The sequence below is a fragment of the Pantoea sp. USHLN256 genome, from assembly GCF_037149875.1.
GTDB lineage: Bacteria > Pseudomonadota > Gammaproteobacteria > Enterobacterales > Enterobacteriaceae > Pantoea > Pantoea nemavictus.
In genome coordinates this window covers 626,591-638,922 of record NZ_JBBCQO010000002.1, presented here as the reverse complement: position 1 = coordinate 638,922, position 12,332 = coordinate 626,591, and the positions used below count along the sequence as shown (strand labels likewise).

The window sequence follows — 12,332 nt, the reverse complement described above, 5'->3', positions numbered from 1 at the left end:
TGCCTGTATCAGTAAGCATTTGAGGGACGCGTTAACATTTCGACTTTGCTGTTGAACGTCGTCAGCACGGTTAACAGCACGGCGAAAACCAGCGATCCACCCATGAATACATAAGATGCGGCCGGGCTGCCGGTCAGGCCGTTCAGATAGCCGACAATCCATGCGCCGATAAAAGAACCGAGCGCGCCGAAACAGACGACGAAAGACATCGCGCCCGCGACGACATTGCGCGGAATCATTTCGGGAATCGCGGCGAAGAAAGGACCATAAGGCGTATACATCGCGCCGCCGGCGACCACTAACAGCGTGTAAGAGATCCAAAAGTGCGAGGCGCCCAGCGTGAACGACGCAATAAAGCACACTGCGCCAAGGCCGAGGAAAGTCACTACGATAGCTTTGCGCTGCTGATATTTGTCGGAAAACCAGGATGCAGCCAGCATCAGCGGTACGGCGAGTAAATAAGGTGCCGCCGACAGCCAGCCGGTGGCGATGATGCCAAGTCCCGAGGCAGTTTTGAGAATCGACGGCAGCCACATGATGAAACCGTACATGCCGATGTTCCAGAAGAAATGAATAAACGCCAGCGCAATCACTTTGGGCGAACGGAAGGCTTCACGGTAATTTTTAACCGGCTTGATTGCCTGCTGTTCGGCAGCCAGCGCGTTCTCCACAGCACGTTTTTCGGCTTCACTGAGCCATTTGGCATCTTTTGGCCGATCGGCGTAGACCGCCCACCAGATAAACGCCCACAGGATGGCCGGCACCCCTTCAATGATGAACATGCCGCGCCAGCCAAAGGCGTTTACCAGATACCCGGAGAGAATCGACATCCACAGTACGGTGATGGGATTACCGAGAAACAAGAACGTATTGGCTTTGGAGCGTTCTGCGCGAGTAAACCAGTGGCTCAGGAAGATCAGCATCGCCGGCATCACCACACTTTCGGCGACGCCAAGCAGAAAACGGATAACGGCCAGCAGTGCAACGTTGTGCACCATGCCGGTAGCGGCGGCCAGCGCGCCCCAAAGAATCAGGCTCCAGAAAATCAGCCGTTTCGCGGAGTGCTTTTCTGCATAGATTCCACCCGGTACCTGGAAACAGAAATAGCCGAGGAAAAACAGCGCACCGAGCAGGGATGACATCGCGGGCGTGATGTTGAGATCTTCCGCTAATCCAGCTGCCGCGCCGAAGCCATAGTTGGCGCGATCAAGATATGCCAGACTGTAGGTGATGAAAGCGATGGGGATCAGTCGCCCCCATCTTTTTGTGGGTAATATCCCTGCAATGGTCTGATTCATGGTTCTGACCTCTTATGGTTTTGTCGGTAGGGTAGGTTTGCGTCTTGATGCTCAGAGGATCGATGGCGAACGCTATAGCGTGGCGAGCCAGCCGCCATCCACGTAAATCATCTGGCCATTGACGTAGTTGGAAGCGGATGACGCAAGATACACGGCGGTGCCAATCAGCTCTTCGGGTTTGCCCCAGCGGCCTGATGGATTGCTGTTACAGACCCACTGATTGAATTCCTGGTTATCCACCAGCGCGGCGTTCATGTCGGTCAGGATATAGCCGGGACCAATACCGTTTGTTTGGATATTGTGTACAGCCCATTCTGCGGCCATTGATTTGGTCAGAAGCTTAATCCCGCCTTTTGCTGCGGTGTAAGGCGCAACCGTCGGGCGCGCGGCTTCGCTGGTCAGTGAACCAATATTAATGATTTTGCCGCCGCTGTTACGGGCAACCATTCGTTTTGCTGCCGCTCGCGCGACCAAAAAAGCGCTGGTGAGATTGACATCCAATACGCGCTGCCAGTCACTCAACGCCAGTTCCAGCATCGGCTGACGAAATTGAATGCCGGCATTATTGATTACGATATCAACGTGAATATTGGCGCGATCGAGCTGGTGGAACACGTTCTCAATTTCATCTTCTTTGGCCACGTCAAAGATAAAGCCGGAGGCGTTGTAGCCTTTGCCCTGCAGCTCGCTGAGTGCGGCATCCATGTGATTCTGACGTGTGCCGTTCAGGATGACGTTGGCACCGGCTTCAGCTAATCCGCTGGCATAAGCTAATCCCAGGCCACGAGTTGATCCGGTAATCAGCGCAGTTTTACCTTCAAGGTTGAAAAGGGAGTTCATTGCACATCCTCATGTAACATGACTAACAAGTTGATGTGGATTGTTGTACTTGAGGTTATGGAAACCGGCAATTCCCCTGAAAGCAAAATGCAAGGTGCTTCACAAAAATTGGGTTTACTCAGTTGCAGGATTAAATTGAGGTTTAATCGTTAGATAGCTGATAAATAATAAATTAAGCTAAATGCAAATGGTGTCAGGCTAGCCTGTGCTGGCAAAATTTATCTTGTGCTGCTTAGCCATAAACGATACAAAACCAAACATGTAGGACAAGTGAGTAATGATTGTGACACTGGAAAGCGTGCCAAAACATAACATCGTGGATGTCATCTACGAGCAGATGAAGAAAAACATCCAGGAGGGCATCTGGGAGCCGGGGTGCAAATTGCCTTCAGAGCCAACGCTTACGGCTACTTTTCAGGTGAGTCGGGTGAGCGTGAGGAGTGCGGTACAAAAGCTGCGAGACCTGGGCGTAGTTGTTACACATCACGGTAAAGGTACCTACGTTACGCGCGATGTGGCACGCTACGGAGCGTTCAATGATAACCAGCCAATTCTGCATCTTTCACAGGAAGAGTTTGATCACATGCGGGTTTTTCGTCAGACGGTTGAGTTTCGCTGCATGGAGCTAGCGGTGCAAAATGCCACCGATGACGACATCAAAGAGTTGGAAAAAGCATTAAATCGTATGCTGGTGAATAAAGATGACTATAAAAAGTATTCGCTGGCAGATTACGACTTTCACCTCGCAATCGTGAAGGCATCACATAACTCCATCTTTATACATGTGATGGAGTCGCTGAAGGGCATTTACGTTCATTATCTGGAAGAACTCAACCGCGTGTTGGGGATTACGCTGGAAAGTGTTGAAGCCCATATCAAAGTCTTTATGGCGCTGAAAAATCGTGATGCCGCGCTGGCCACTGAAACGTTGAATAGCGCCATGACCCACAACGTGCACGCTATTGAAGATGTACGCCACAATTAAATTATCCCAAAAGCCCGCTGGGCTTTTTAAAGCCTATTACATGTAGGACATCTTACAAGATATTGAGAGGTAGCATGAGCCAGCTGAAGATTACAAACGTTCAAACCATTCTGACTGCGCCCGGCGGCATTGATTTGGTTGTGGTCAAAATTGAAACCAGTGAACCCGGTTTATATGGCTTGGGCTGCGCCACATTTACGCAGCGTATTCACGCGGTAGCTGCGGCGATCGACAATTATATGAAGCCGTTTTTGTTAGGCAAAGATCCCGCGCGCATTGAAGATATTTGGCAATCGGCAGCAGTAAGCGGCTACTGGCGTAATGGTCCGGTGATGAACAATGCCCTGTCTGGTGTGGATATGGCGCTGTGGGATCTAAAAGGCAAAGTGGCCGGCTTGCCGGTGTATGAGTTGCTTGGCGGTAAATGTCGTGATGGCGTGGCGCTTTATCGGCACTGTGACGGCGCTGACGAACTGGAAGTGGAAGACAACATTCGTGCGCGCATGGAAGAGGGCTATCAGTACGTGCGTTGCCAAATGGGCATGTACGGTGGGGCAGGAACGGACGATTTGCGATTGATCGCGGGTAAACTGGCGAAGGCGCGCAATATTCAGCCCAAAGTTTCGCCGCGTACACAAACGCATGGGGTTTATTTCGATCCTGATGCCTATGCGCGCGCAGTGCCGCGCTTGTTTGATCACCTACGTAACAAGCTCGGCTTCGGCGTGGAGTTTATCCATGATGTGCACGAAAGAATCACGCCCATCGCCGCGATTCAGATGGCCAAATCGCTGGAACCCTATCAACTGTTTTTCCTCGAAGATCCGGTTGCGCCAGAGAATATTGATTGGCTGGATAAAATGCGCGCACAGAGCAGCACGCCGATTGCGATGGGCGAACTCTTTACCCAGATCAACGAGTGGAAGCCACTGATCCAGAATCATTTAATTGATTACATCCGCTGTCATGTCAGCACTATAGGCGGTATCACACCCGCGAAAAAGTTAGCCACTTTTGCAGAGCTTTACGGTGTAAGGACCGCCTGGCATGGGCCAGGAGATATTTCACCCATTGGTGTGGCGGCGAATTTGCACATTGATGTGAGCATCACGAATCTTGGTATTCAGGAATTTACACCGGTTAACGACGCATTAATGGAGGTGTTTCCAGGGTGTCCGGAGATAGATCGCGGCTATGCATATCTCAGCGATCGTCCAGGGCTCGGGGTCGATATTGATTTGAAAGAAGCAGCAAAATATCCGGTGATGGGAGATATTCCTGAATGGACTAATGCTCGCTTACCGGATGGCACTGCAGCACGGCCTTAACAAGCTATTCATCACCAATAGGTAGTGCGCCAGAAAATATGCAGTAGCGCGCACGACCTAATTTTAGTACTACCAACAGTGAATCATGCCGTTCATACGATTGAGATTTGATTAAAACCGTCTTCTGTCAATTAATTCCGCTTCGGTCACGAAGCGGATGCGCGAGGCATGTCCGTGATAAGCAAAAAGCGGACGAACTTACCCTAAAGTGTATGTCTGCGCTTCCACTCATCTACCACATCCCCTAGATTTTTTGGTACGTCATTTTGTATCCATGCCATAAACTCGCGATCAAACCGGAAATCTGGACCGCACTCATCCACCATAAAACGGCGAACGTTTTGTGTGTTTTTGTAGTCTTTATCCACGATTGTAGAACGTGTTAATGAAGAACTATGCCAGTCAATTTTCACTTGTTGACACCTGTATTAAAAAACGTTAGCAGCGTTAAAATTTAACACACTGACTATGAAATGCCCCCTTCTGGCATAAAGCAGACAGATTTATCGACGCACAGTCCGTTAAAAACGTTTCCGGAAAAGTGAGAATCTTGACCTGCTGAATAGCCGCCTGTTCAATTTATTCACAGATAAAGTCGCTGAAGGTACTCAACCGCTAAGCATCAACCTAAATTCGTGCTCCCTTATCAAGAGTAGCTAAGTGGGCAATCGGTGGGCACGAACAAACTTCCCCATTTTTTAAAGTGAGGCCACGAGTTTTGCATAACTGCCTTTTCTCTTTATTAGCGTAAGATGATCGCCTGTTTCTGTTATTTTCCCGTGCTCCAGTAGGAAGATACGATCGGCATTTTTCAACATTGATAATCGATGTGCGATCATAATTATGGTGCGAGTTCCTGACAGGGAATCTAATGCTGCAATAATTCGCTTTTCATTTTCACTGTCCAGTCCTGCTGACGTTTCATCCATTACAATTACCGTCGCCGGACTGATCAACGCACGCGCCAGAGTAATGCGTTGACGTTGTCCGCCAGAAAAAAGCGAGCCGCCATTTCTGCAGATGGTTTGATATCCGAGTGGCAGTTGGTTAATAAATTCGGCGGCCTGTGCGAGTTGTGCAGCACATTCCACCTGGGCCATGGTTGCACTGGGATTACCAAGTCGTATGTTGTTCTCAATGGTATCGTTAAATAACCAACTTTCCTGAGATACCCAGGCAATGTGATGGCGAAGGGTAGAGAGACTCACATCAGAATATTTGTGTTCACCCAAAAAGAACGTGCCAGATTGTGGGTCATAAAATCGCAGAAGCAGATGTGCTAAGGTAGTTTTACCGCTTCCTGATGTACCTGCAATAGCCACTCGCTCACCCGGTTCAATGGTTAAACTCAACTCTTCCAGAACTTTTATCGAACTCTGCGGATAGCAGAAGCTGACGCGATCAAAATGGATGCCAAACCCCTGCGGTTGCAGAGTCGAAGAGGAATCCTCTACGCTGTCAGGTAGACGCTGCAGATTAAATATTCTTTCTGCGCTGACTTTGAGAGATTCCCATTGCCCACCAAGATGTAAAACTTCCAGCACCGGTAAAAGTGCTGCTGCCACAATGCTGATAATTAAAGGCAACCTCTCAATGGGAAGTGTTGATCGCTCAACCATAAAGAGGCTGCTAGCTAATAGAGTTATGAGTGTTATGGACATCAATGCATCCAGCAGTGCCTGCCCCGTTCCAACGCGCCTGCCATAATCACGTTGTGCCCTAATGAGCTGTTTATTGGCATTCTCAAGCTTTCCGGCATAACGATGTTCAGCCCCGAACATCTGAATATCTTTCCAGCCATGAACTAACTCAATGATCTGATTATTGAGTACCTGTTTCAGGTTAAGTGCCGTACTGCCTTGTATTTTTAAACGCCCGGAGGAGAGTAATGGAGTTGCCATGATCATCAGGGCACAGGGTAAAAATATTAGGCAAAGTAGGGGGGAAAGTAGTGCCAGCATAAGCAGCGCGATGCAAGGCATAACAAAAGCAGTCAGGTAATCAATCAGCAGGTGCGCATAAAAACGCTCCATAAATTCCGCATCACTTGTTGCTGTTGCGGCAACCTCACCGAGTGAATGTGTTCCGGTATGCGCGGGTGTCCCGCGTGCCAGTCCATCAAAAATGTCCATTTGCAGGGTTTCAATCAGGGCGAAAGCCAAATCGTGTGATAACCATGCCAATGCCCATCGAGAGACCGCAGTGATTATTACGCACCCGATGAGGAGTCCACCATAAAACATGACTGTATTTGGCGTTGCCCCACTTAATACGCTCATGCAGATCCAGCCAGCCATTACTATGCAGGTAAAGGCACCGCATTGTGTCAACAAACCGACAAGTAACGTCATAAACAGGTGGCATTTATGCTCTGCCATAGGCGACATAAGCGATTGCCATAGAGAAGGATGTTTTGTATTCACGTTGCACTCTCCACGGATGTCTTAATAGAAGCGTAATATCCATCGAGTCGGCTTAGCTGGGCAGGTGTGCCCTGCTCAAGAATCTTGCCTTCATGCATCACCACAATATGATCAGCCTGAGCTACCGTGGTCAGACGGTGGGCAATGCTAATAAGCGTGCATGTCCCACGTAGTGAAGCAATAACTTTCTCAAACGCTGATTCATTGGCTACGTCCAGATTCGAAGTCACTTCATCGAGGATCAGAATGGGTGATTTTTTTAACAATGCGCGTGCAATTGCCAGTCTCTGGCGTTGGCCACCGGACAGCAACCCACCATTATCGCCAATATTCGTATCCAGCTGATGCGTAAGCCCCCGAACCCAGTCATCCAGTTGTGCCTGTTGCAATACCTGCCAGATTTCCTCATCAGATGATTCCGGTCTACCTAAACGCACGTTTTCACTAAGCGTACCCTCAATAAGAAATATGTCCTGTGTTACCCAACTGATACGCGATCGCAGGTCTGCTATGGATAGCTGTTCAATGGGTACATCACCGAGAGATATCGCGCCGCTTTCGGGGCTGACAAAACGGGTTATTAACTGAATCAGGGTACTTTTGCCCGAACCTGAAGGACCAATAAATGCGGTATGACGGTTTTCGGCGATCTGAAGAGAGAGATTTTCAAAGAGTGGCTTCTGTTGGCCTGGCCAACGGAATGTCACCTCTTCAAAGTGCATATTATGATGAGCGGATGGGGTGTAAGGTGAAGTCGGCTCATGAATGCTTGCAGTCGTTGCAGCTAACGCTTCCACCGCAGGTCGCATTGCTTGCGCAGCCCACAATGTATGGAAGACATTTTCCAACTGTAAAATGGGGCGGAAGGCTTCCCATGAAATAAATAGCGTAAACAGTAAGACGTCCGTTTCAATCTTGCCTTCAACTGCACGCCCCGCATTAATAATCAGCAGAACCGCGATGCCCAGTAAAGAAATCAGACGTGTCAAACCGCCACGTATCATGGTGACACGCAGGGTTGACATCGATTCATGACGCAAAAGTGCAGCGCGATCGGCCATTCGTGCGCGAAATAGGTGAACGGCATTAAACGCCTTTAACGTGAGCATACCGCGCAGCGTATCCATCAGATCATCGGCAAATTGTTGCATGGCCGCAAAGACGCCCACAATATGCGGCCGCTGATGGCGCATAAACAGCGCATCGAGAACAGGGCAGGCTACCAGGAACAGCAGAAGAATGACTCCGGATATCAGGTCAATGCTCGCCAGCGTAACGACTGTAATGATTCCTCCGATGATGGCCAAAAGCAGGGCGGGCAGATAACGACTATAAAAGCTTTCCATCGCTTCTACGCCCGCTAACAACGTTGCCTGCAGTTGCGCTGCGGAGTGACTTTGCAGTACCGCATATCCGGGAGCCAGAAGTGGACGAAAGAGCTGCTCACGAAATCGGGTTCTTACGTCGGCTGCCAGCTGTTCGATTTGTGTAGACCGTAGAGCAATCAGCAATGCCCTTACCAACACATTGCCGACTAACGTCAGGATCAGAGCGATATTCATGCCGGTATTAGGTAAGAGGGCATGCTGGATAATGTGGGTAAACAGCCATGCCTGTGTCAGATAGCTAGCGGTGATCAACATCCCATAGAGTAGGTTTACTACGAGTGAAGGCGTGAGTTGGGCAATGAGTCCTGCAGAAGGTGATTTAATCATAACGGTCCTTAGGGCAGCGGCGTAATTACCGCTGCCACTTACCTTATTTGACCGGCAACGCGGTCCAGAATGTTCCCTGTAGCGGCACTGAGAGCCACTCGCTGATTACCGTATGCAAGGTTGCGTCGGGATCAACATCAGCAAACAGTGATGGATGGAACATTTTTGCCATCGCTTCAATGCCGACGAAGTAGAGAGGGCTATCGAAGAAGAACAGCCAGACGCCCCCCGTGTGTCCTGCTTTCACTGCCGACAAGTTGGCTATTTCCGCCGCTTTCAGCAAATGCGTGCTGCTCTGAGCAACCTGTTGAGCACTCGCTCCCGTGCCTATCTGTAATCCGTCTCGGCTAACGGCTGAACCGCCGCCCATCAGGTAAAAATCAGGATTGCGTGAAAGGACATATTCCGGATTGAGCTTGCCAATCGGTGCACTGATCTTATCAGCACCAATATTGTGGCCTCCCGCCGCCGCGATAAAATCACTCATATTGCCGGGACCGGAGGTGAAACAGCAGTCGCCTTTACCGGGATTGAGATGGAAGAACACGGAAGGACGCGTGCTGACCGAATTCAGTCGCTTTTGAACCTCATCCATATGTTGCTGCCAGAAGGCAATAATGTGATCTGCTCTTGCCTTCTCATCCAGAACATCACCCAGTAATTTCAGGCTCGGCACGGTATTGGCCAGTGGTTTGCGGAAAAAATCCACGAACACATAAGGAATGTGCGCAGCATCCAGTGCCTTGAGATCCGGCGGAATCGGACCGTAGAGGGTGAAAATAACCAGATCGGGTTTAGCCGCAATGGTCGCTTCCATTGAGAAGGTGCCACTGTTCATGGTACCCAAAACGGGAATATTACGTGCCGCTGGATATTGCTTTGCAATCGCATCCCAGGTAGCTGGTGAATAGCGTTGCAAATCGTCGCCCCAGCCAACCAGGTTGCTGATAGGATCTTTCTCCAGCAGCGCCAGCGTTATAATGTGGCGGCTTTCGCCCAACACAATGCGTTTCGCGGGGCCCGGCAAAGTGACCTGACGCTGCAACATGTCGGTAACGGTTATTGAGGCCCAGGCGGATGAAGTGCTCCATGCAAAGCACATCATAATCAGCAATGAAAACCAGCTTATTCTCTTCATAAAATCCTTCATAACTTACCAGCGATAGGAAAGGGTGGCGCTCAGTGAGCGGTCATAGCCGGTGCTACAGCTGGTGGTTGAACAACTCACCCAGTAATGTTTGTTGAACAGATTGTTCGCGTTGAGCGCCACATTCAGTCCCTGCAGCTGGCTATTTAACTGGCCAAGATCGTAACGAATGGCGGCATCCACCAGCGTGTAGTCCGGTACCTTGATGGTGTTGTTCGTATCGGCCCAGGTAGAACCGACATAGCGCACTCCTGCACCTAAGCCCAACGAGGCCAGTGGACCGCTTGCCACGGTATAGTTGCTCCACAATGAAGCCATGTTTTCCGGCATGGCGACGGGCGTGTTGCCCTGGGCACCTGCCACGTTGGATTTTGTGGTTTCGAGATCATTCCAGCTGTAGCTAGCGATAAGCTTCCACTGCTCCGTCAGGTTGGCTGTCGCCGAGGCCTCGATTCCTTTTGACGTGATCTGGCCGGTCTGGACTTTGTTCAGTGAGTTATTGGGATCGCTGGTCTGAACGTTATTTTGCTGCAAATCAAACCAAGCCAAGGTAAAGAGCGCATCTATCTGTTCAGGCTGATATTTCACCCCCACTTCCCACTGCTTACCGGTGGTGGGTTTATAGGTTTCACCGTAAATATTTGTCCCCAGCACTGGGGCAAAAGAGGTGGCATAACTCACATAAGGCGCCACACCGCTGTCGGTTATCCAGCTCAGGCCGGCCCGCCAGGTGGTGCGATGGTCATCCTGCGAGGTGTAAGTGTTATTGAGGCGATTTTTGGTATTGACCGACGCCCAGTCCTGACGCGCGGAAAGATCTAAATTCAGATGCTGATACAGCGCCAGGCTGTTGGAGAGATACACACCGGTTTCATTGGCATTCTGCTGTGTGCTGGTGAACGCCGTGGTAGCGGGAAAGCGACCACTGCCGGTCGGCTGATAAATATCAATGCTGCTGGCACGTCCGTAGTTGAGATAGTAGTCCTCTCCGGTGTGACGAAAAGACAACCCAGCAACGCTGGAGCCGTGAACCGGCCCGGCATCCCACTCTTTTTTGAGGTTGTTATCAGTAGCGAAGATCTTTCCCTTGATACCAAACTCATAGGCAGCGCGATTGAGGGTCCGCATATCTGCTGCCAGCGCCGTGCCGGAGAGCGTTTGTGTCATCAGGTCAGTTTCGGTATAGCGACTCGCAGAGTGGAAGCTCCAGCGATCGCCAAAATTGTGGTCCAGTTCGTAACCCAGATTGGTCTGGGTCATGTGATTGTCGAGGTTGGTGCCATCGAGATAACTGTTGCGATCAACCTGACCGTTAGGATTCGTGCGCAGCGTGCCATAGAGCGGCAAGAATGCGCGCGGCGGACCGAATTTATTACGGTTCACTGAAGCCAGTACTGTAAATCGGGTATCCGCATCAGGAAGCCACGTCAGTGATGGTGCCAGATAGAGGGTGTCATCGGGTACGTTGTCGAACTGCGTATTACTGTCACGCGCAACACCGACGATCCGATAGAGCAGCGTCTTATCCTCATTGACCGGTCCTGACGTATCAAACTGCCCCTGCATACGACCGTGGCTGCCCGTTTGAATACCGACTTCATGCTGGGCGTTGAGCGTGGGGTGCTTACTGATGCCATTTACAATGCCGCCAGGTGAGCCCGCTCCGTAAAGAAAACCGTTCGGTCCTCGCAGCACATCAAGCTGCTCTAGCCCGTAAGGTTCATAGCGTACGTAGGACTGTTGGGTAGTGGAGCGTAATCCATCCAGCAGCGTACCGTTCAGCGTGGAGTCAAACCCGCGAATATTGAAATAATCGAAACGCGATGAGATGGCAGAGGTAGAGGCAAAAACGCCGGGCGTGTACTGTAACGCCTGCGTAGTGCTCTGGACGTTGCGATCATCCATTTCACCCCGCGTAATGACGGAAACTGACTGAGGTGTTGCCAGCACGGATGAGTTGGTGCGGCTTGCCGTGGTGCTGGTTTGCGAAACGTAGCCTTTATCTGCAACGGTATCCCCACCGGCTGTAACGGTAAGCGTCTCTTCCGCCTCTACAAAACCGGCGTGTACCAGCAATGCGAGGCAGGTTAAAGGCGTTGTCCAGCGCGCCCAATTTTTATTATTGTTTTCCAAGGTGTTCTCCGAAAATGTGTCGACTTATTTGTCGGCTAAAAGTGTGTCAGTGAGGCACTGAGCAAACAATTAGCAACACTTTCGCTTGCGGAACTCTTTCTTTAGATGGAAAGCAAAAAGGGAACTTCCCGGCTTATCCGGGAAGCTAAGCAGGTAATCAGGCGTGGTTTTTCCGCCACCAGGCAATTTGAGTATCGATATACCAGGGAATAATGTGACGGAATAATCCAATAACAAACGGTGGATCTATTCCCTCATCTTTGGCCCATTCTAGTCGGTCCATCAGCATGCTATCCACGCGTTCAGGGGCCGGAATGCTCTCAACATCAGGTTTGAATTGTGATGCAGCCAGCACATACGTCAGGCGCTGCTGCAACAGGGATATCAGATGGCGATCGATGGCATCGATACCGGCACGTATTACCTGCAAGTTTTGGCAATCTTTAGCGGCAATCACAGGTGC

10 protein-coding genes are annotated in these 12,332 nt (G+C 50.3%); 2 read left to right on the top strand and 8 right to left on the bottom strand.

All coding sequences use genetic code 11. From position 1 onward, the window contains the following. Positions 1 to 8: 8 nt before the first annotated feature. Both WFL93_RS07815 and WFL93_RS07810 read right to left on the bottom strand, forming a co-directional pair. A complete protein-coding gene (locus WFL93_RS07815; protein ID WP_336777767.1) occupies positions 9 to 1,298 on the bottom strand; it encodes an MFS transporter in 1,290 nt (429 codons plus the stop codon). 72 nt (positions 1,299 to 1,370) lie between these two features. Continuing rightward, complete coding sequence (locus tag WFL93_RS07810) at positions 1,371 to 2,138, bottom strand: SDR family oxidoreductase (RefSeq protein WP_336777766.1); 768 nt, start codon at positions 2,136 to 2,138, stop codon at positions 1,371 to 1,373. 283 nt (positions 2,139 to 2,421) lie between these two features. Between WFL93_RS07810 and WFL93_RS07805 the strand changes: the two genes are divergently transcribed. Next, complete coding sequence (locus tag WFL93_RS07805; RefSeq protein ID WP_336777970.1) at positions 2,422 to 3,123, top strand: FadR/GntR family transcriptional regulator; 702 nt, start codon at positions 2,422 to 2,424, stop codon at positions 3,121 to 3,123. A gap of 74 nt (positions 3,124 to 3,197) precedes the next feature. Next, a complete protein-coding gene (locus WFL93_RS07800; protein WP_336777765.1) occupies positions 3,198 to 4,451 on the top strand; it encodes an enolase C-terminal domain-like protein in 1,254 nt (417 codons plus the stop codon). 203 nt (positions 4,452 to 4,654) lie between these two features. Here the strand turns inward: WFL93_RS07800 and WFL93_RS07795 are convergent, their stop codons facing one another. The 6 genes from WFL93_RS07795 to WFL93_RS07770 form a co-directional block, all read right to left on the bottom strand. After that, the gene (locus WFL93_RS07795) at positions 4,655 to 4,864 is read right to left on the bottom strand and encodes a DUF6434 domain-containing protein (protein ID WP_336777764.1); all 210 of its coding nucleotides are present in this window, start codon (positions 4,862 to 4,864) and stop codon (positions 4,655 to 4,657) included. Between the two features lie 285 nt (positions 4,865 to 5,149). Further along, the gene (locus tag WFL93_RS07790) at positions 5,150 to 6,874 is read right to left on the bottom strand and encodes an ABC transporter ATP-binding protein (RefSeq protein ID WP_336777763.1); all 1,725 of its coding nucleotides are present in this window, start codon (positions 6,872 to 6,874) and stop codon (positions 5,150 to 5,152) included. Beyond that, entirely contained in the window at positions 6,871 to 8,589 is a 1,719-nt protein-coding gene (locus tag WFL93_RS07785; protein ID WP_336777762.1) for an ABC transporter ATP-binding protein/permease, read from the bottom strand. Before WFL93_RS07785 ends, WFL93_RS07790 begins: the two co-directional genes overlap by 4 nt. 43 nt (positions 8,590 to 8,632) lie before the next feature. After that, positions 8,633 to 9,727, bottom strand: a complete 1,095-nt coding sequence (locus WFL93_RS07780) for an ABC transporter substrate-binding protein (protein ID WP_336777761.1) — start codon at positions 9,725 to 9,727, stop codon at positions 8,633 to 8,635. A gap of 15 nt (positions 9,728 to 9,742) precedes the next feature. Beyond that, positions 9,743 to 11,869, bottom strand: coding sequence for a TonB-dependent siderophore receptor (locus WFL93_RS07775; RefSeq protein ID WP_336777760.1), 2,127 nt, complete (start codon positions 11,867 to 11,869; stop codon positions 9,743 to 9,745). Between the two features lie 157 nt (positions 11,870 to 12,026). Beyond that, on the bottom strand, positions 12,027 to 12,326 hold the full coding sequence (locus tag WFL93_RS07770; RefSeq protein ID WP_336777759.1) for a chorismate mutase family protein: 300 nt from the start codon (positions 12,324 to 12,326) through the stop codon (positions 12,027 to 12,029). Positions 12,327 to 12,332 lie beyond the last annotated feature (6 nt).

Excerpts from the sequence above, each read along its gene's own strand:
- WFL93_RS07815 (WP_336777767.1), bottom strand. The coding sequence starts at position 1,298 with ATGAATCAGACCATTGCAGGGATATTACCCACAAAAAGATGGGGGCGA.
- WFL93_RS07810 (WP_336777766.1), bottom strand. The coding sequence starts at position 2,138 with ATGAACTCCCTTTTCAACCTTGAAGGTAAAACTGCGCTGATTACCGGA.
- WFL93_RS07800 (WP_336777765.1), top strand. The coding sequence starts at position 3,198 with ATGAGCCAGCTGAAGATTACAAACGTTCAAACCATTCTGACTGCGCCC.
- WFL93_RS07785 (WP_336777762.1), bottom strand. The coding sequence starts at position 8,589 with ATGATTAAATCACCTTCTGCAGGACTCATTGCCCAACTCACGCCTTCA.
- WFL93_RS07780 (WP_336777761.1), bottom strand. The coding sequence starts at position 9,727 with ATGAAGAGAATAAGCTGGTTTTCATTGCTGATTATGATGTGCTTTGCA.